Annotated in this window: 19 protein-coding genes and 1 tRNA gene; 9 read left to right on the forward strand and 11 right to left on the reverse strand. The window is 56.4% G+C overall.

The window, feature by feature from the left end; translation table 11 throughout:
- Window positions 1-1,463: PAS domain S-box protein (locus tag SV253_08945; protein MDY6776179.1), on the reverse strand; the 1,463-nt coding region annotated here is incomplete at its 3' end.
- A 96-nt stretch (window positions 1,464-1,559) separates the two neighbouring features.
- A complete protein-coding gene (locus SV253_08950; GenBank protein MDY6776180.1) occupies window positions 1,560-1,886 on the reverse strand; it encodes a hypothetical protein in 327 nt (108 codons plus the stop codon).
- Between the two features lie 104 nt (window positions 1,887-1,990).
- Between SV253_08950 and SV253_08955 the strand changes: the two genes are divergently transcribed.
- Window positions 1,991-4,366: a GAF domain-containing protein gene (locus SV253_08955; protein MDY6776181.1), complete on the forward strand. Its 2,376-nt coding sequence runs from the start codon at window positions 1,991-1,993 to the stop codon at window positions 4,364-4,366.
- Here the strand turns inward: SV253_08955 and SV253_08960 are convergent, their stop codons facing one another.
- Together SV253_08960 and SV253_08965 are read right to left on the reverse strand one after the other, a co-directional pair.
- Window positions 4,367-4,768, reverse strand: a complete 402-nt coding sequence (locus SV253_08960; protein ID MDY6776182.1) for a hypothetical protein — start codon at window positions 4,766-4,768, stop codon at window positions 4,367-4,369. It abuts the gene before it with no gap.
- 22 nt (window positions 4,769-4,790) lie between these two features.
- Window positions 4,791-5,474, reverse strand: coding sequence for a haloacid dehalogenase type II (locus SV253_08965; GenBank protein MDY6776183.1), 684 nt, complete (start codon window positions 5,472-5,474; stop codon window positions 4,791-4,793).
- Window positions 5,475-5,559: 85 nt separating this feature from the next.
- On the opposite strand from SV253_08965, the gene SV253_08970 reads away from it, so the two are divergent.
- The 3 genes from SV253_08970 to SV253_08980 are packed head-to-tail and all read left to right on the forward strand — an operon-like array spanning window position 5,560 to window position 7,040.
- A complete protein-coding gene (locus SV253_08970) occupies window positions 5,560-6,198 on the forward strand; it encodes an FAD-binding oxidoreductase (protein ID MDY6776184.1) in 639 nt (212 codons plus the stop codon).
- A gap of 51 nt (window positions 6,199-6,249) precedes the next feature.
- Window positions 6,250-6,471, forward strand: coding sequence for a hypothetical protein (locus tag SV253_08975; protein ID MDY6776185.1), 222 nt, complete (start codon window positions 6,250-6,252; stop codon window positions 6,469-6,471).
- A gap of 56 nt (window positions 6,472-6,527) precedes the next feature.
- Entirely contained in the window at window positions 6,528-7,040 is a 513-nt protein-coding gene (locus tag SV253_08980; GenBank protein MDY6776186.1) for a hypothetical protein, read from the forward strand.
- 39 nt (window positions 7,041-7,079) lie between these two features.
- Here SV253_08980 and SV253_08985 read toward each other — a convergent pair whose 3' ends face one another.
- The 6 genes from SV253_08985 to SV253_09010 form a co-directional block, all read right to left on the reverse strand.
- On the reverse strand, window positions 7,080-7,349 hold the full coding sequence (locus SV253_08985) for a hypothetical protein (GenBank protein ID MDY6776187.1): 270 nt from the start codon (window positions 7,347-7,349) through the stop codon (window positions 7,080-7,082).
- A gap of 236 nt (window positions 7,350-7,585) precedes the next feature.
- Window positions 7,586-8,065 carry an aspartate carbamoyltransferase regulatory subunit gene (pyrI, locus tag SV253_08990; protein ID MDY6776188.1) on the reverse strand — a complete coding sequence of 160 codons (480 nt, stop codon included), beginning with the start codon at window positions 8,063-8,065 and terminating at the stop codon, window positions 7,586-7,588.
- A 1-nt stretch (window position 8,066) separates the two neighbouring features.
- Window positions 8,067-8,960: an aspartate carbamoyltransferase gene (gene pyrB / locus SV253_08995; protein MDY6776189.1), complete on the reverse strand. Its 894-nt coding sequence runs from the start codon at window positions 8,958-8,960 to the stop codon at window positions 8,067-8,069.
- 67 nt (window positions 8,961-9,027) lie between these two features.
- Window positions 9,028-10,854, reverse strand: coding sequence for a methyl-accepting chemotaxis protein (locus tag SV253_09000; GenBank protein MDY6776190.1), 1,827 nt, complete (start codon window positions 10,852-10,854; stop codon window positions 9,028-9,030).
- Window positions 10,855-10,898: 44 nt separating this feature from the next.
- On the reverse strand, window positions 10,899-12,257 hold the full coding sequence (locus SV253_09005; GenBank protein ID MDY6776191.1) for a DUF4350 domain-containing protein: 1,359 nt from the start codon (window positions 12,255-12,257) through the stop codon (window positions 10,899-10,901).
- The gene (locus tag SV253_09010) at window positions 12,244-13,203 is read right to left on the reverse strand and encodes a S49 family peptidase (GenBank protein MDY6776192.1); all 960 of its coding nucleotides are present in this window, start codon (window positions 13,201-13,203) and stop codon (window positions 12,244-12,246) included. The genes SV253_09005 and SV253_09010 overlap by 14 nt, the downstream gene beginning before the upstream one ends.
- A gap of 125 nt (window positions 13,204-13,328) precedes the next feature.
- On the opposite strand from SV253_09010, the gene SV253_09015 reads away from it, so the two are divergent.
- The 4 genes from SV253_09015 to SV253_09030 all read left to right on the forward strand — a co-directional run bounded on the left by SV253_09015 (window position 13,329) and on the right by SV253_09030 (window position 15,808).
- Window positions 13,329-13,808 carry a DUF2209 family protein gene (locus SV253_09015; GenBank protein ID MDY6776193.1) on the forward strand — a complete coding sequence of 160 codons (480 nt, stop codon included), beginning with the start codon at window positions 13,329-13,331 and terminating at the stop codon, window positions 13,806-13,808.
- Window positions 13,789-15,147: a GTPase HflX gene (gene hflX / locus SV253_09020; GenBank protein MDY6776194.1), complete on the forward strand. Its 1,359-nt coding sequence runs from the start codon at window positions 13,789-13,791 to the stop codon at window positions 15,145-15,147. The genes SV253_09015 and hflX overlap by 20 nt, the downstream gene beginning before the upstream one ends.
- A gap of 67 nt (window positions 15,148-15,214) precedes the next feature.
- A tRNA-Asn gene (locus SV253_09025) sits at window positions 15,215-15,287 on the forward strand.
- A 44-nt stretch (window positions 15,288-15,331) separates the two neighbouring features.
- Window positions 15,332-15,808 carry a DUF393 domain-containing protein gene (locus SV253_09030; GenBank protein MDY6776195.1) on the forward strand — a complete coding sequence of 159 codons (477 nt, stop codon included), beginning with the start codon at window positions 15,332-15,334 and terminating at the stop codon, window positions 15,806-15,808.
- Window positions 15,809-15,810: 2 nt separating this feature from the next.
- Here the strand turns inward: SV253_09030 and SV253_09035 are convergent, their stop codons facing one another.
- Window positions 15,811-17,880, reverse strand: a complete 2,070-nt coding sequence (locus tag SV253_09035) for a PAS domain S-box protein (protein MDY6776196.1) — start codon at window positions 17,878-17,880, stop codon at window positions 15,811-15,813.
- A 114-nt stretch (window positions 17,881-17,994) separates the two neighbouring features.
- On the opposite strand from SV253_09035, the gene SV253_09040 reads away from it, so the two are divergent.
- Window positions 17,995-18,409: PAS domain S-box protein (locus tag SV253_09040; protein ID MDY6776197.1), on the forward strand; the 415-nt coding region annotated here is incomplete at its 3' end.

Here is an 18,409-nt window from a genome sequence, read left to right on the forward strand (position 1 = left end):
GACCTCTCTACTATCCTGTCCACGAGGAATAGCCCCATCCCTTCGCCGTGGCGGAGATCGTCGATCTCACGTCTTCCGAATATTTCCTCCTTCGCTCTGTCCGGAACTCCGGAGCCGTCGTCGGCGACCGAGACGACGGCAGTCTCCTCGTTCCTTTCCACGCCGACCTCGATCCTGTCGGTGGCGTGTTCGACGGCGTTCTCGATCACCTCCTCGAACGCCATACGTACGTACCTCCGTCCGATCCCTCTAACGGCTGTCTCGGAGTCGCCGTAGAGACATTCTACCTCTACCTCGACGGAGTCGGGGTTCGGTTCGTCTCTGACCCTGTCTATGCTGTCGTCTAAGACCTCCTCCAAGCAGACCTCGGCGTCTGGGGATAGCTCGGCTTCGAGTATCTTCCTCGTTTCCCTCGCCTGATCCGCCTTCTTGTTTATACGTTTAAGCTTCTCCTCGGCGTCTTCGAGGCTCTCGGTGACCTCGTCCGAGGACGACCGTTTCTTAGCTATCCCTATCCTTCCGAGTGCGACACTCAGGTCGTTACGGAGGTCGTGTCTCAGTGCCCTGTTTATGACCTTGAGGGACTGGGTCATCCTCTCCATCTCGGTCACGTCGGCGAAGACTCCCGCGTAGCCGATTCTCCGTCTGTCGACTTGTATCGGGACTACGGTGAGATGGAGATGGAGACGTCTGCCGTCCTTGTCTCTGTCAGTAATCGTGTTGGACCACGTCTCTCCATCGTCTAGCTTCCCCCACATCTCGTCGTAAGTCTCGTCGGGGGTCTCGGGAGATCCAACTATACTGGGATTCTCCCCTACGAGCTCGTCACGTGTATAGCCGAACTTCTCGACGTAGGCGTCGTTGACCTCGACTATCTCGGGCGACGTGTCAGTAATTACGACGGGGTTCTCGGTGCTCTCGAAGACCTTCCTGTACTTCTCCAGACTCTGTCTCCTGTCTCTGAGCTTTTCGAGGCTCGTGATGTTTCTGGCGTTGTAGACTCCCACGGCTGTGCCGGCTACCATCCCCGCCTCGGAGACTAGAAGAACCGTGTTGAGAGGATTTGCCGAGAAGCCGCCCAGTACGTTGTTCTGTAAGAGTATGACCCCCGCAGTTACTACGCCAGCCAAGCCTCCGAAGACCATCCACGACACCACACGTCTCTTACACGGCACCGCGAGGTCGGAGTACCGTAGCTTATACGCGAGTGCCACAGAGCCAAGAAGTGCCGAGAACATCGGAAGGACGACGAAGAAGAAACGAGAGACGAAAGAGGTCGAGCCGACTCCGGCTATAACCGAGCTCTCCTCGTAGAGATAGCCTGTGAAAAGAAGAATCCCAGTTCCAACTACCGAAGCCTCGTACACCGAAGACGTCTCGAAGAAGTATCTGTCCGAGTCTTGACACTGTTCTGACCCCGTGTCGCTGGTTAACCCCGACCCCACCTCTGAGTCGAATGACATGTTCCCCCTATGTTATGTACTCCAACTGAGTATTATTCTCAGCGGCTAGCTTATTAACCTTTGGGTAGTGTTGACACATGTACACAGTACAGACCGTCAGCCTCTCCAGTCACGTACCCTCCGGCTCTCGTCGACCTGTATACGTGTCTTGTCGGTCTGACGTATCCAGCCGAGGAACTCCGACATCCTCTCTGATTCTCTTATGTCTTCGGGGCTGTTGTACTCGTGTCTTAGCTCGTGGTTAGTGAAGACTGCGTGTATCTGTCGGTGGCACGCCTCACAGACGTCTGCGGTCTCGGAGCTCTTCCTGTCCTTCGGTGTGAGATGGTGTACCTCGGTCTCTACGTCCCTGCCACAGATCTCACAGTCTGGGGAGTCACTGTGGCTCTCGAAGACGTGGTCGGGTATCTCGTCGTCGGACATCGGAGACTCTACGTCGGGTATCGTCTTAAGGCTGTCCGGCTTGTGTTGGCTCGACAGGGACAAGAGTTTTGAGAAAGCACCACGCTTGTGAGACACGTAATATAATGACAACGACTCCGGGTCTCCGTCTTCTCGTCTTAGATCCCTCCTCCGACACAGTCACAAAAACCTCGGATTACCTTACTCAGGAGGGGTTCGACGTTTTCACGGCTTCTACGGTCGACGAGGCTCGCGCGTGGGTCGAAAGGCGTGGCACTGAGATCGACTGTGTGGTCACCGAGTACCAACTTGGAGACATCACCGGGGTCGATCTGATGAACAGGCTCCGTGATCACATACCCCAGACTCCTTTTGTCTTCTACACAGACCTCGACCACTCGGTCGCTTCGGAGGTACTCGGCTACAGTCTCACCGAGTACGTCGAGAAGAGTAGAGCTGACTCCGACGACGTACTCGACCTCCTCGTTAAGAGGATAGAGGAGACAGTCGAACACAGACGCGCCGTCGAAGAAGAGAGGGAACGCCGTAGAGTACTCGAAGTCATACGTGAGATAAACCGCGCTGTGACCAGGTCGTCGACACACGAGAGCCTGAAACAGAGGGTATGTGAGGTGATAGCCGAGTCGGAGCCGTACGTCTTCGCGTGGTTCGGCGAGTACGACGACGAGACCCGGACGGTGGTTCCGACCGAGTACGCCGGCGTAGAGGCTGGATACCTCGACGAGATAGAGATAAAGGTAGACGGCGAGACGTCGAAGGGTCCTACGGGACGCACAGTCCGGAACAGGGAGGTCGAGGTGATGCAGAACATACCCGAGGACCCGAGTTACGAGCCTTGGCGGGAACAGGCTCTCGAACGTGGATACAGATCGAGCGCGTCAGTCCCAGCGGTCTACTCCGGAGAGCTCTACGGTACTCTCAATATCTACGCCGACAGGAAGTTCGCCTTCGACAATGACGAAAAGGAGCTTCTGAGGGAGATAGGCGAGGACATAGGCTTCGGTCTCAACGCGATACGGACACGTCAGGAGACGGAGCGGAAGAGCGAGTTCCTATCGATTACAGAGACGACAGCCGACACCGGAGGCTGGGAGTACGTCCACAGTGCCGACGAGTCGGGAATAGAGGGAAAGATAAGATGGACTCAGGGAGCCAGACGTATCTGCTGTGACCCGGTCTCCGTCGACGACGGCGGCGAGACTGGGACGGATCTCGAAGTCGATGCCGAGGAAGCTCTCGGATTCGTGCATCCCGAAGACAGAGAAGAGATAAGAGACGGCTTGGTCAACATGTCGGAGTTCGACCTAACCGTCCGTTCGAACGCCTCAGAATCCGACGGTAGAGACGAGAAATGGATACGTGTAATAGGCAAGCCGTCGGAGCCCGAAGCCGAGACTCACGCAGGAGAGGAGGTTCTGATGAGAGGTTCGATACAGGACGTTACGCTCACGAAGGAACGTGAGCTACGTCTCGATACCTACAGGAGGGTGATAGAGCTTTCGGAGGATCTCATAGCGGCTGTCGATACCGACTACAGGTATATCTTCGCCAACCGGAGATACGTCGAGACACACACCTCAGTTTCCTCACCGGCTGCGGTAGAGGGGGAAAGTCTCAGAGAGATCGTCGGCGACGGGATATACGACGAAATAATAGAAGACGTCGACAGTGCTTTCGAGGGAAACCACGTTGAGTACGAGATGGAACGCCACGGGAGTTTCTTCCATATCCAGTACTATCCTCTGTGGGAAGGAGACGACGGCGAAGTGCGTGGAGTCGCGGCATCACTCCGTGACATAACCGACTACAAGGAGTACGAGACGGAGATTGAGAACAAGAACAGACAGCTTACGGTTCTCAACAGAATCACTCGCCACGACATACGTAACGACATGAACCTCATACTCGGCTGGGGGGATATCCTGAGAGACCACGTCGACGAAGAAGGCGAGGAGTATCTCCGCAGGACTCTCAACGCTGCGAGACACACGGTTGACCTCACTAAGAACGCAAGAGACTTCGTCGAGGCTATGGGCAACTCTCAGACCTCCGAGATAGACCTCGGCGAGAGCCTGATCCAGGAGGTCGAGAAGAGTAAGGAGGTATACGAGAAGGCTGTCTTCGAGACGGCTGAGATACCCGACACCGAGGTCATAGCCAACAGTCTCGTCTCGACAGTCTTCAGAAACCTCCTCAACAACGCAGTACAGCACAACGACAAGGAGACTCCGAGGATCGAGGTCTCCGCTGAGGAGAAAGACGAGGAAGTAGTCGTCTCTGTCGCAGACAACGGTCCAGGGATACCCGACGACCAGAAGAAGACAGTCTTCGGCGAGGGGGAGAAAGGACCTGAGAGCGAGGGTACAGGAATCGGTCTGTATCTCGTGAGTATACTCGTAGAAGAATACGGCGGCGACGTCTGGATAGAGGACAACGAACCCGAGGGAGCCGTCTTCAAGGTCAGACTCAGAAAGGCTTGATCACCCGACCGGAGTCACACCGCCCGTGACTGTTCTCACGACCCTACTCCGGTTTCCCGACTTAGCGACTACGTCGAACTGGTTTCTTTCCGTAGTCACGGTGTCGCCTTCGTCGTACATCTCGGTTCCGCTTATCTTCCCACCACCCACCTCGGCGAGATAGACGACTTCGGCGTTTGTCGACTGTAGGATGACACGTGTTCCGTTGTCGGTCTCGACCATCCGGAAGTCGGCGGTGAGTCGGACTTGAGTCTCACCGGAGTCTCGGCTGTCTCCCATCAAAAACACGAACCCGAAGACTCCAGCCACGAACACTAGGAGGACTACCGACACAGCCGCGATCTGAACCGAGTTCAAGTCCGCCTCAGTCTCTGTGACTGTCTCAGATCCGTCTCTTCTCATTCTTCTCTCTTTGACCCCAGACTCAAGAAGTTAGCTCCTCCGCCAGATCCGAGAGGCTCTCGACGACAAGATCCGGCTCTCCGCCAACCCTCTCCTCGGGCTCCGTCTTCCTGTTTACCCAAGCCGTCGCCATACCCGCCTGTGAGGCTCCTGCTATGTCCCACGCGTTCGACGACACGAGACGGCAGTTACCTATCTGCCTGTCGAGTCTATCCGCGGCGTTCTCGTAGACGACGGGCGACGGCTTGAAGTCAGAGACCTCGTCGGCACTTATTATGTCGTCCACGTAGCCGTCTATCCCCGTGTTCTCGGCGAGTCTTTCGAGCATATCGGGGTTTCCGTTCGAGAGTACCGCGAGTCTGTAGCCGTCGGAGAGTGAGTCGAGAGCATCTAAGCTGTCGGGGAAAGGGTCGAGACTGTCGTACGCCTCCATCAGACGTTCTGTCTCGTCGGAGGATGCGTCGAGTGAGTAGAAGTCGACTGAGTAGTCGAGAGCCTTCGACGTAATCTCCCAGAAGGTCTCGTACTCTCCCATCTGGGCGGACTGGTACGAGTACTGGAGCTGTTTGCGTCTCCAGAGCTCGTCTACCGAGGCTCCGAAGCTCTCGGTGATACCAAACACGTCAGATATCTCCTCCCTGACGCTCGAAGTGTCACACAGGGTTCCGTACATGTCAAAACACAGAGCCTCGTCTTGTCGTGTCACGGAGTCGTCTAGCCGTCGTGGTCGGATATAACTTCCGGAGAACAGAGGAGAAGGCATATACAGAGACCAGCCGAAGACTAACTCAATGTCAGATTACAGAGTCCTATCAGTCGAAGACGTCGGAGAAGACACAGTCAGTCTCGAAATAGAGTCACCAGCCGAACTCTCGGAGTCGGCGTCGCCGGGTCAGTTCGTCGAGATATCGGCTGAGATAGACGGCGAAGAAGTCTCACGTTACTACACTATCTCGTCACCGTATGTCACCGAGAGCTTCGAGACGACTGTCGAGGTCGACCCCGAGGGAGATCTGAGTCCTTACCTTTCGGCTCCGGGGGACTCGGTCTCCGTCTCGGTCGAGGGTCCTTACGGCAGTAGCTACTACGAGGGAGAGGAGGAAGTCGTCGTCTTAGCCGGAGGTCCCGGCGTAGGTCCCGCAGTCGGTGTAGCCGATAGGGCAGTCGACGACGGCGGTTCGGCTACTGTGGTCTACTACGACGACGAGCCCGTCCACCGTGACAGGCTCGACGCAGTCGACGCCGACGAGGAGGGGAGAGTCATCTACGTCGAGACTGACGCCGGATTCGAGGACGCAGTCTCGGACGCCGTCGGGTCGGGAAGCCAGGTCTTCGTCTACGGCTTCGAGGAGTTCGTGGAGAAGGCGCGCCGAGCTCTCGAAGACGCTGGATACGGCTTAGACGAAGCTAAGATAGAGTCGTTTGGATGAAGTATGGTCTCAGTACGGTAAAAGTATTAGAGTGCGTGACTTATACCGGGTATGACTGACACTGACACCGACACTGACACCGACACCGACACCAACTTCGACAGTCTTCTGTCCGAGGCGGATCGCATAGAGGACGAGATAGACGACTGTGATGACTGTGAGGGAAACTACGTATGTGAGACCCACACAGCCAAGCTAGCCACTCTCGGAGGCGTCGTCGATCTCGGTGCGGAAGACAGCAATAGCACGGATTCCGAGGAACGCGACGTCTGAGTTCAGGGAGAAAAGTATCGTCCTTAATATAAACCCGAACAACAATAGACGTCTTAATGGCGTCCGACACTGAGAGAGACACTGAGACTGATAACGGCTCCGACACGGAGGACGAAGACGTCCCAATAGACCTGACAACTGTGAGGGGTATGATAGACGACGCCGCGTTCAACGAGGTCGAGACGGTGACCTCCGACGACGACGTCTTCCAGATAAACTGCTGGCTACAGAACACCGCTGTCTCCGTTACGGGAATACCCGAGGAGGAACGGATAGTCGTCTCGGGACGTGTCGAGATCGAAGACTGGAGGGGGTTCGACAGCCTGTCTACGCCCGACAGGGAGGCACTCTACGAGAGGATCTCCGAGGTAGTCTGTGGACAGCCCGTGACGCGTCACTTTGTCGACGAGTTAGGGCAGCCAGTCACCTTCGACGAGGCGAGGGAGATAAGAGTCGCAAGACGTCTCTACGAGGACTCGGGTCAACAGGAGATAATGGACGCAGTCTTCCTAGTCAGGCGTTACGTCGACCTACTCAACGTCTCAGTCGACAGGTTTCTGGCTCAGTGACGTCGTCTGTGGCGTCTTCGACGGTTACAGTACACTGAGTTAGCCGTCCTCTGTCTCATCGGGATCGGTGACCTCTATCTGAGTCGTATCTCCCTGGCTTGTCGATTCCTTCGAGACAGTCTTAGACGTCTCGAACTCGACTCCCGGGAGCCTCGACAGAGTCTCGAAGCTCTCAGAGGGATCTATACTTATCTCCGAGGGCTTCTGAATCCTGACGTCGGGAAACGGTCCTATACCCCTGATACGTATCTCGTCGTCCTCGATACTCACGCCCTTTGTGTTTGTGTGACGCCGGCAGTGTCGTGTCATCTTGACTTAGATAGATTAGCGTCATACTCCGTCTTAGGAGTTGTGGCGACGGAGATCGGTAGGTAGGACAGGATTTAGGGAGGAAGAGTACGAACTGTGTCCGAGCCGTTCCATGACTAACACGAGTATGAACGTCTGTCCTATATGTGAGGAGGAGCTGAGAACCAGACACTGTAAGATACTCTGTCCCAACTGCGGCGTCTTAGCCGACTGTTCGGACCCTTTCTACCTATGACCTACGAGCCTGATCCTCTGAGTAGATCTGTGACGTCGCCCTTGACGACCGTCTCGCAGTAATGGCACTGTAGCTCGGCTGACTCCGACTCCGACGGAACTACGACGTCGAAACGCGTCTCTACGGGCTCGTCGGTGTTTGTTATACAGTTGGGGTTGGGACAGTCGAGTATCCCTACTATCTCGTCGGGCATAGAGACCTCGTACTTCTCTACGACATCGTAGTCACGTATCATGTTTACAGTCACATCGGGAGCGATCAGCGCGATTATAGCAGCCTCGTCCTCCTCTATCTCCCTTCCCTCGACCTTGACTATGTCTTTCTTCTCCATCTCCTCGCTCGGGACGTTCATCGCTACGCTCACGGTGTCACGTGTCGACTCGTCTATTCCAAGTATACGCAGGACATCGATAGACTGTCCCTGTGGTATGTGGTCGATCACGGTTCCGTTACGTATCGGACTTATCCTGAGTTCCTCCATCTCAGTCACCTCCTAAGACTAAGTCGAGTATAGCCATTCTGACCTCGACTCCGTTATGTGCCTGTTCGAAGTACTTCGCCTGTGGCATCGAGTCGACCTCGGGGGTTATCTCGTCGACACGCGGGAGAGGATGCATCAGACCGAGTCCGTCCTTAGCGGACTCTAGGGTCTCAGGTGTTATCTGGTACGAGTCCGAGACCTTCCTGTACTCCGACTCGTCTGGGAACCTCTCTTCCTGTATCCTCGTCGCGTAGAGGACGTCGAGTTCGTCTATGACACCTTCGAGGCTCTCGGTCTCCTCGAAGTCAGCGTCGGAGTTATCGAGGTCGAAACGCACTCTCTCTGGGAGACGTAGCTGGGGAGGTGATATGAACTTCATGGTGACGTCGAACTTCGTGAGAGCGAGAGCGAGAGAGTGTACAGTCCTGCCGTACTTGAGATCCCCGAGTATACCCACCGTGAGATCTTCGAGACCCGAGTTCTGTCTCATGGTGTAGAGGTCGAGAAGTGTCTGTGTCGGATGCTGACCCGTGCCGTCGCCCGCGTTTATAACAGGGACGTCTACGAACTCCGAGGCGAGACGTGCCGATCCCTCCTTGGGATGGCGTATGACTATCGCGTCGGCGTATCCCTCTATGACCCTCACGGTGTCTGCGAGCGTCTCGCCCTTCTTCACACTGCTTGACTCGACGCTTCCGAGGTCGATACTCCTTCCTCCGAGACGTTTTACGGCGGTGTCGAAGCTCATACGTGTACGTGTCGACGGCTCGAAGAAGAGAAGTGCCAGAACCTTTTCGGAGAGTTCCGAACCCGATCCTTCGATCTCAGAAGCCCTTTCGAGAACCGACTCTATCTCGGCTCTCGACATCTCCTTTATACTGATGATACTGTCCATTCCGGGTTGAGTATCGGTGTCGGAATAAAAAATCTTTCCTGACTCGGTCGAGAGTCGGGGGTCTGGGTTAGTCAGCCTGACTTCTCCTATCCGTCGTGTCGGTGTCGGTGTTGGTGTTTAGGTTCTCGACAGCCTCGCCGATCTCGTTGACCCTCGATGTCTGTTCCTGGTTCGACGCCGCTATGTCCTTTATCTCGTCGGCGACCTGATCCGCCTTCTCAGCCGCCTCATCTATCATGCTAGCGACCTCCTCTGTCGAAGCCGCCTGGTCGTCGGTGGCGTCGGCGACCTCGTTCATTCCCTGTGACGCCTCACGGACGGCGTCTGCTATCTGTCCGAGACTGTCTCCGGCGTCCTCAACCATCTCGACGCCCTCAGAGATCTCCTCGTTGGCAGTGTCAAGGCTCTCGACTGTCTCCTCTGTGTTCTCCTGTATCTCGTTGACTATCTTCTCTATCTCTGTCGCACGTTCCTGCGACTGTTCGGCGAGATCCTTGACCTCGTCGGCGACGACAGCGAATCCGTCGCCCGCCTCTCCCGCCCTCGCAGCCTCTATGCTCGCGTTGAGTGCGAGGAGGTTAGTCTGGTCTGCTATGTCGTTTATGACGTCTACGATCTCGTCTATCTCCTCGACGTTCTCGCGGAGACGGTAGACGTCCTCCGAGACCTCGTTCGCTGCGTCCTCGACGTTCGCCATAGTCTCTACCGCCTTCTTAGCCGACTCCTGACCGTCCTCGGCGAGATCCTCGGCTTCCTCGCTCTTGGCGTTGACCTGGTTCGCGCTCGAAGCGATCTCCTCGACAGTCGCACTCAAGTTCGAGATCTCCGACGATATCTGTTCTATCGACTCCGACTGTTCGTCGGCAAGCTGACTTATCTCCTGGGAGCTGTCGGAGACACCCTCGGAAGTCCTCTGGAGGTCGTCTATCGACCGCTCTATCTGTGACGAAACCTCCTTGCGTCTCTCTACCTCCTCCATCTTCTGACTGTACGAATGTATGTAGGTGTCCATCGCCATCTGCTGGTCGAGGTTGGCGAGACGCAGAAAAGACATAGCCCTCTCGACTGTCTCGTCGACTGCGTCCTCGACGTCCTGGGAGGTGACCTGGGAAGACGGAGGTTGTGAGGCAGCTTCGGACGTACGGGTGCCACCGTCTGTGGCTGTCGTCTCCGTCTCGTCGTCGGCTCGTGTCTGAGTCTCTGACTCAGCTGAGGAGCCAAATCCAAGGAAGGAAGAGACCTTCGACGCCGCCCTGTGTAGAACCGACCCTTCCTCGTCGTCTGTCTCGGTTCCGGTTTCGGTTCGGGTTCCGGTCTCGGTAGCCGTATCCGTCGGTGTCTCCTTCGGTGATTCGGTGGATCGGGTCGGAGCCATACCTCGCTCCTTGTCTGTGACACCGACGCCACCTCCGTCTGTCATCTCCTCGTTCTCCGTGTACTCGTCTTTGACGTCCTCGGCTATGGCTTCTAGTACGCCTTCGTAGTACATAGAGTAAGCCCCGAGGTAGATCTTGGGACCGAGGTCGAGTATGTCGTGGATCTTTCCTATACGTGCCCTGTCCTCGAAGTAACCCTTACCGTACTCTCCGCTTCCGAGATCGACGAGGTACTCCTTCTGTGTCCGTTTAAGCTGTTCGACTGTTCTCGTCGACTTCGAGAGGATCTCCTTAGTCTCGGAGTAATCCTGGAGATGTCCGTAGAACTCCTCGACGAGGTCGTCCTGTATCTCCTCGAAGACGTGTGACATCTCTTTGAGACGGCGCTCGTCCTCTCTCGTAAATCCCGTGTAATCCTTTCTCCACTCGATCTCCTGTCTGTCCACCCCTATCTCATCCACGAGACTCTCACCGTCAACCCGGTGTCGGATAGCCTCGCCTCCCTCAGATCCTGACATGGAGTAACCTTGGATCTACTCGCATAAATATCTGGGTACTCGGGTTACGACGACGAGTTGGAGGCGGCTTCTGTATCGGACTCCGCCTCCGAGACGGGTATCACGGCTCTGGAGTCGGTGACTGCGTACGCGTCTATCTTCGTAGGCAGATTACGTGCCACGGTTCGGACGTTTTCGGGGGTGTCGCCCGCTACGACGAGGTCGTATCCCGTGTCGGGAGCCGTAACGACCACTGTGTCACTTCCCTGTAACGGCGACTCGACGAACTCCGAGGGGACATCGGTGTCGATTTTCTTTCCGCGCAGGAAGCCGTACGTCGTCACGAGGACGTCTGTGTTCGACGGCGTCGGACTCTCACCGTAGACCGCAAAAGACCTGCGTCCCGCGTCCTTGAGGTCACGTCTGATGCTCACCGACGCGGAGGCGAGCGAATGGGACGTATACCTTACTGTGGCGTCGTCGCCGACTACGTAGGGGTAGTCAAGGAGGTCGCGTCTTCTGTCTCCACTCACGAGGAACTCGGCTATGTTCGAGATCAGAACCTCGTTGTCGGCGACGTTGTACTTACCTCCTTCGAGGAAGGTCGTGTCCCCCACTCCTAAGACGTTGCCGTTGACAACTGAGACCGAGTAAGCTCCCGGTGAGTCGCCGCCCGATCTCCTGGTTCCCGGAACCGCAGTTGCTACTGTGACACCACTTGCCGACGAGATGTGGGTGGCTGTGTAGATGGAGATACGGTTGACTCCGTCGGCGATGTCGGAGCCTGCACGTCCCGAGGCGAGGACGTTCTTGTAGTTGCCGTCGGTCGCGTCAGACTCCATGTTGTAGAGGTAGTCGGAGCCGAACCTCAGACCGAACCTCGAAGCCAACGGGTTGATGTAGCTCTCCTCCGACGTAGTTCCTAGGACTCCGAGACGTGAGCCCGAAGGTTCGCCGAGAAGGAGAAGACGTCCGCCGTCGTCGACGAAGGACTCGACTGCGTTAATCTCACGCTCGGAGTAACTCCTCCCGGGGTCGGCAACAACGAAGGCGTCTGCCCGGCTGAGTGTCTCGCCCAGATTCCTTCTTTCATTGAGGTACTCGACCTCGTATCCCGTCTCGGTGACCGTAGAGACGAGAGACTCGATCCCGTCGCGTGTTACACGGTTCGAGTGTGATAGGTCGACCGCTACGATCCCCGTGTCGGAACTGAGGTTGACGTCTGTCCTCCCCGACGGCTGTAGCCTCTCCGGTGTCAGATCCGACGTGTTGTAGACGTCTGTCTCGGATATATCTATATCCGAACCCGACCCTGTTCCGAGGTACGTCGAGACTCCTGAAGCCATCACGACAGCGAGTACTATTCCCACGAAGACGACGACTCTCTTAGCGATCTGAGTCTCCTCGCCGTTACCTCGTGACATTACTTACCACCTCCCTGTCGCGTGTCGTGTCTGGTCTCCGTGTCGAGTTCTCGGAGACCAACTCGGGTGGGAGCATAACGGGGTTGGGAAACTCGGTTCGGGTGTCGACTCCGGTTATGTAGGAAGGGTCGACGAGCTTCTTCTCGGAAGCATCGGAGGCGACGTAGTTGGAACGCGAGATGAAACGCACTATCCCGTCGCGTCTCATACGTGTCACGGAGTAGCTCTCCATTCCCGCTAACTCTGCCGCCTTTTCTACTGCGGCGTCCAAGCCACCTATCTCGTCGGCGATTCCGTTCTCAACAGCCGTAGGTCCCGAGTATAGCTTAGCGTACTCGACCTCCTCTCTCGTTATGTTTAGATCGTCGCCCCTGTGTTCCATCACCGACCCCACGAAAGCCCTCTTCGCTGTCTCTATACGGTAGTACCAGTCCCTCTCATCCCCCGCGTTGAGCTTGTTGGGACCCGTGGTTATGATGCCCTCTACCGACCCGGGGTTCTGTGGCATCTGCATCACGACGCCGACGCTCCCGACGAAAGACGAAGGCTTTACATATATTTCATCACTCGGGAGAGACGAGTAGTAGGCTCCCGACGCAGCCGACGAGTCGACACTCGTAACCACGGGCATCTCGTCCGCCGTCTTCATGACTTCGAGGTAGATCGTCTCGCTCGCCGACGCCGAGCCACCGGGGCTGTTGACCCTGAGTACCACAGCCTTGACGCTGGGGTCTTGTCTAGCGTCTTCGAGCATCCGGGTCACCGTAGTCGCAGTACTGCCGTCTATGCTACCTTCAAGGGGAACGACTGCGACCTCGCCCTCCGTAGTAAGCCAGCCCGAGACGACGGGCGATATAACCAGACCCAGAAGTAAGGCTGCGACGACGAGTGCGGTGTAAGACCCGCCGACCTTTCTGATAATGTCGGGTATCTCTGGTCTCCACATCTACAGCCTTATTCGTCGGGTACTCCCAAAAACACCCGGGTTCCTATAGTTAGATTTTTGTCGGTATCACCGTTACTGTATGTCAAAAGGTAACGTACCAGTGATGGGATTAACCACACAAGGGGGTGCGTGAAAGAATCCCCTCGTCGTCACCGGCTTCGGACAAGAATAGGAGGTCGAGACGTGTCGCCGTCGACATAAGCGGCAGACACGAAAGAGAAGGAAGGTATCTCATGGTCTGTGCCTCGGTCTCAGTCGATCTGACCTCGGACTCGGTAGATGAGGTCAACGAGATAGAGTACTCGGTCGTAGACACTTCTGAGAAGCCGGGTTTCGACGTCATAGTTGAGACGGTAAGTGACACGGTTGCGAAGATGAGAGACGACGTCTCTACTGTCGTCGCCGAGGAGGGTGAGTTCTACAACAAGCCAGACTGGGTCGTCGAGGGTGCCCTAAGACTCCGGGGCGGCAGGTCGTTTAAGTACATAGAAACCATAAGTGAACGTAAGGCGGTGGGGATAGCCCACCACGCCGCTTACGGCGGCAGGAAGCTTCTGATTGAGTACACAGACTCCAACACTAAGCATGAGAGACCGAAAGGATAAGGCAGTAACCGTAAAACGCGTCGGCTCGGGCGAGAAGGCTGACACGACCGAGATACGTGAACTCGCCGAGTCAGCGGGGTACGAGATAGTCGGCGAGGTTACACAGTCGAGGAAACAGGACCCCGCGTACCAGATAGGACGCGGCAAGGCAGACGAGGTCAGCCGTCTCGTGAGGGCTGAGGAAGCCGACAAGGTAATATTCGACAATCAACTCGGTCCTTACCAGGTCTATAACCTCGGAAACGTGATAGACGCCGAGGTCATAGACCGTTTCACACTCATACTTGAGATATTCGGACAGAGAGCGGGAAGCCGTAAGGCTCAGCTCCAGGTCGAACTCGCGGAGCTCAGGTACGAGCTTCCGAGGGCGGACGCCAAGACTTCGCTCGCCAAACGTGACGAGAAGCCGGGTTTCATGGGTCTCGGAGAGTACGACGAGAAACGTAAGAGCGACATAAAGGACAGGATATCGAGGATACGTGACGAACTCGACTCTCTCGCCGACAAGGAAGAGGCGTGGAGACGTGAGAGACGTGACTCGGGGTTCGAACTCGTCGCCCTCGCGGGATACACCAACGCCGGCAAGTCGACTCTGATGTCGAAGCTCGCCGAGGTCGACCCCGACGAGAACGAGAGCCATCCCGACATAGACGAGACCGCGAAGTCGGAGAACCGTCTCTTCACGACGCTCGGAACGACTACGAGGAAGATGGAGGTTCCCGGCAGGGACGTCCTTCTGAGCGACACCGTCGGATTCATAAGCGACCTACCCCACTGGCTCGTAGACAGCTTCAAGAGTACACTCGACGAAGTCTACCTCGCAGACCTCGTCCTCCTAGTCGTCGATGTCAGCGACCCCGTCGAGGAGATGCGCGAGAAGCTCGTGACCTCACACGACACACTCTGGGACAGGGTAGAGGCTCCGATAGTCACTGTCTTCAACAAGTCCGACTTAGTCTCCGACGAGGAGCTTGAGACAAAGATACGTGAGGTCGAGTACCTCACACCCGAGCCCGTCGTCGTGAGTGCGAGAGAGGGGGAAGGGCTCGACGAGGTGGTTTCGAGGGTAAAGGACGAGCTTCCCGACTGGGACGAGACAGAGGTCTCTCTCCCGATGAACAGCGACGGAATGAGCACTGTGTCGTGGCTCTACGACAACGCCGAGGTCTTAGACGTCGAGTACGAAGACGTGATCCGTGTCGAGTTCAGGGCACGTGACGAGATTATAGCCAAGGCTCACGACAGATCCGCGGTCGAGGTCGAAGCATCGCCCGAAACCGACTCCCCCGAGGCAGGCGAAATCCCGAACACCGTCCGAGCCGAGACCCAGACCCGGTGAGACTGATAAAGAAAGTATTAAAAAGAGGCGCGACAAAGACTGTAATGTGACGAGGGAGTGATCCCGAGCCGCCATAGCTCAGCTGGTAGAGCACCTCGCTGTTAACGAGGTAGTCCCAGGTTCGAGCCCTGGTGGCGGCGGTTCTCTTATACGTCTTCTCCGTCTATCTTTATCCTACTCAGCCATGAACCCGACTTCTGTCGTGATATACGACGGTGACTGTGCCTTCTGTTCGACAGCCTCGAAGGCTCTCGAAAGACTCGAAGACGTCGGTGCTGTCTCGTGGTACGACGACGAGGCTCAGTGGTTCCTCGAAGCCGAGTTCGGCGAGACGCCTTTCGTCCTCTTTCTCGTCGACTCCGACGAGGCGACAGTGTACGCCGGAGGCGACGCCGCCGAGGAGCTAGCCGACAGAGCCGGTCTCCCGGGTCTCGTGGGCGACCTGTTGGGCGACAGGTACGAGACGGTCTCGGAGGTTATACGTAAGGTCACTCGAACCGAGGGAAGCCCCGAGAGCTTCGGCGGTGTCTACGGAATAGAAGACGAGGCGATGCGTCTCTTCGACGAACTATCCGAGGCGTCCGAGACGGCTGAGGACAGGAAAGCCGATACCGATACCAATACCGAGACAGAGACCGATACTGAGACAGAGACGGAGTAGACTCACGAGGTAGTGCTAGTCGGGAGACATATCCTGACACACGTTCCGGTTCCGTCGGTCTTCTCCTCACCGGTTTCCTCTATCTCTGTCTTCCCTCCCGAGTTGACCACCGACCAGTGGACTAGCCAGAGTCCGAGACCGCTTCCGTGTAGAAGGCTAGTCTCCTCGCCGTTTCTGAGAACCTCCTTCTCGTACTCGGGAACCCCGCCGGCGTCGTCTTCTACCTCTATCCTGACCCTGTCCCCTTCGTCCTCTGAGACTTCGACTCCGACACACGGTCTCTCGGAGTCGTTGTGTAAGACTCCGTTCTCGACTACCTCCTTGACAGCCGATCCTACGACTACGGGGAGACGTCTCTCCGCGACGTCGTCGGAGCACTCGACCGACACGTCGACTTCGGGATACCTCTCGCACACGTCTCCGACGACCTCGTCGACTATCTCGGAGACACGTCTCGTGTCTGTCTCGGCGTTTCTCACGAACTCGACTGTGTCGTTGATCTTCTCCGTCTCGTCGCTCAGACCCACGAGTCTGTCGGCACTCTCGGAGATCTCGGCGATCTTCTCCTCACAGTAGTCGTCATCGATCTCGTCGAGGAGTATCTCGGCGTTTCCCTTTATGAGGTTGAGCGAGTTACGCAGGTTGTGTCGGAGTACCCTGTGGAGGACTTCGAGACGCTGTTCACGCATCTCTCTCTTTGTGATGTCTGACTGAACCGCGACGAACTTGGATATCTCGCCCTCGTCATTCTCGACGGGTGCTATCGTCTGGTAAGCCGTATACAGCCTGCCGTCTTTCCTGCGGTTGATTATCTTCTCCTCCCACACCTCTCCCTCCCTCAGAGTTCTCCAGAGTCTGTCGTAGTACTTCTCGTCCTGCTTCCCTGACTTGAGTATCTCGGGTGTCTCTCCGACTGCCTCCTCCTCCGAGTAGCCCGTCATCTCCTCGAAACGCGGGTTGACGTACTCGATCACACCCTCGTCGTCGGTTATCAGAACTGACAGACCCGCGCTGTCTACTGCGCGTTTGAACCTCCTCAGGTCGTCTCTGAGTTCGACCGAGTCTATCGCACCGCCTATGTCTTTCCCTAGCTGTCCGAGCATCTTCCTCTCCTTCCTCCTGAAGCCGTCAGGGTCGTCCGACCAGATGCTTAAGACACCGTAGAGGCTGTCTCCGTAGGTAATAGGTATCACAGTCAACGAGCCCTCGGGTTCTCGTCGGGTATCTACGTCTACGTCTGTGTCTACATCTGTGTCCATCTCTGTTTCCGACGCGCGTCTGGAGACTCGCGGCAGGGGCAGATACGTCTCGACGGTCTCGACGCCCTCGTCACTCTCGACTGCAGTCTCGACGGCTTCCTCGTAGCTGTAACCCGAGTCATAGCCGTGTCTCGCGAGTCGCTCGGGAGAGAACGCCACCGAGCCGCCGCCGTCCGCCGCAGATGTAAGGTTGAATCTGTCTTCGTCCGACCCCGAGACTCTACTCGATCTGTGTACCCAGACCGAGTCGGAGCCCTCCCAGTCGGAGAAGTAGTCACAGACCTTCGTCTCTATCTCTTCCCTGTCGGTAGCTCGGACTAGTATCTGATTTATCTCCCTCACGACCGTGTTTATCATCCTCTCACGTGAAGCCTCCTCCTCCGCTTTTCTCTTCCCGACGGCGTCTCTAACCCTGTTGGCGAGGAACTCATACTGGCTGCTGCCAGTCTCCTTCTTGGGTATGTAACCCGTGACACCTGCGTCTATTGCTCGGCTAGCTGTCTCCTCGTCGCCGCTTCCCGTGAAGAGTATGAATGGCAGATCGGGGTAGAGCTCCCTAGTACGTCTCAGAAGACCTATGCCGTCGAGTCGGTCTTCGCCGTCCAACGTGTAGCCGCTCACGACACAGTCGACGCCGTGTCCGAGTAGTTCGAGAGCCTCCGATCCCGCGTGTGCTGTTAGAACCTCCATACCGTCGGCGTTCGACTCGACGAAGCTCTCGAATCCTCTCACAGACTCCGTGTCGCTGTCGACGTGGAGTACTCGAAGAGTATCAGTATCAGTATCAGTCCCTTTCACCCGTTTCACGCCCATTCTGACGTGTATGAATCGGCGGAAATCAGCATAAAGCTGTATAATAGGATTATTTAGGGTTATATAGCCACCCCAGACGAAACTGTCTTGTACTTAGACAGTTAAATCAGACGCATGGACGCGTTTCTTCTCGGATCAATAGGGCTCCGGGTCGTCGGGGTCGTCTACTCAGTCTATCTCCTCTACCAGGTCGGCGACTCGCGTTTCGGCTACCTCACTCTGATGCTGTCCCTCATGGCTACGCGTCAGATCCTGACGTACCTCAATCTTCTGCCACAGTCGTTGACAGAGCTACCGGGTCTCGTTGTGAGCGTATTAGCCGTCATCATAGTCTACTACCTCCTCGAATACACGGATCAGGAGGAGGAGATGCAGGAAGCTCTCAGACAGAGAAACGAGAAGCTCAACGAGTTTCGGAAAGCCATCGAACACGCGGGACACTCGATCTACATAACCGATGAGGACGGAAGGATAGAGTACGTCAACCCGCGTTTCGAGGAGATGACGGGCTACTCGGAGGAGGAGGCAG

This window comes from Candidatus Afararchaeum irisae (assembly GCA_034190545.1).
Classification (GTDB): domain Archaea; phylum Halobacteriota; class Halobacteria; order Halobacteriales; family Afararchaeaceae; genus Afararchaeum; species Afararchaeum irisae.

What these genes read in the sequence shown, in the direction of transcription:
- SV253_08950 (MDY6776180.1), bottom strand. Translation starts at nt 1,886, where the DNA reads ATGTCCGACGACGAGATACCCGACCACGTCTTCGAGAGCCACAGTGAC.
- SV253_08955 (MDY6776181.1), top strand. Translation starts at nt 1,991, where the DNA reads ATGACAACGACTCCGGGTCTCCGTCTTCTCGTCTTAGATCCCTCCTCC.
- SV253_08960 (MDY6776182.1), bottom strand. Translation starts at nt 4,768, where the DNA reads ATGAGAAGAGACGGATCTGAGACAGTCACAGAGACTGAGGCGGACTTG.
- SV253_08970 (MDY6776184.1), top strand. Translation starts at nt 5,560, where the DNA reads ATGTCAGATTACAGAGTCCTATCAGTCGAAGACGTCGGAGAAGACACA.
- SV253_08975 (MDY6776185.1), top strand. Translation starts at nt 6,250, where the DNA reads ATGACTGACACTGACACCGACACTGACACCGACACCGACACCAACTTC.
- SV253_08980 (MDY6776186.1), top strand. Translation starts at nt 6,528, where the DNA reads ATGGCGTCCGACACTGAGAGAGACACTGAGACTGATAACGGCTCCGAC.
- SV253_08985 (MDY6776187.1), bottom strand. Translation starts at nt 7,349, where the DNA reads ATGACACGACACTGCCGGCGTCACACAAACACAAAGGGCGTGAGTATC.
- pyrI (MDY6776188.1), bottom strand. Translation starts at nt 8,065, where the DNA reads ATGGAGGAACTCAGGATAAGTCCGATACGTAACGGAACCGTGATCGAC.
- pyrB (MDY6776189.1), bottom strand. Translation starts at nt 8,960, where the DNA reads ATGGACAGTATCATCAGTATAAAGGAGATGTCGAGAGCCGAGATAGAG.
- SV253_09000 (MDY6776190.1), bottom strand. Translation starts at nt 10,854, where the DNA reads ATGTCAGGATCTGAGGGAGGCGAGGCTATCCGACACCGGGTTGACGGT.
- SV253_09005 (MDY6776191.1), bottom strand. Translation starts at nt 12,257, where the DNA reads ATGTCACGAGGTAACGGCGAGGAGACTCAGATCGCTAAGAGAGTCGTC.
- SV253_09010 (MDY6776192.1), bottom strand. Translation starts at nt 13,203, where the DNA reads ATGTGGAGACCAGAGATACCCGACATTATCAGAAAGGTCGGCGGGTCT.
- hflX (MDY6776194.1), top strand. Translation starts at nt 13,789, where the DNA reads ATGAGAGACCGAAAGGATAAGGCAGTAACCGTAAAACGCGTCGGCTCG.
- SV253_09030 (MDY6776195.1), top strand. Translation starts at nt 15,332, where the DNA reads ATGAACCCGACTTCTGTCGTGATATACGACGGTGACTGTGCCTTCTGT.
- SV253_09035 (MDY6776196.1), bottom strand. Translation starts at nt 17,880, where the DNA reads ATGGGCGTGAAACGGGTGAAAGGGACTGATACTGATACTGATACTCTT.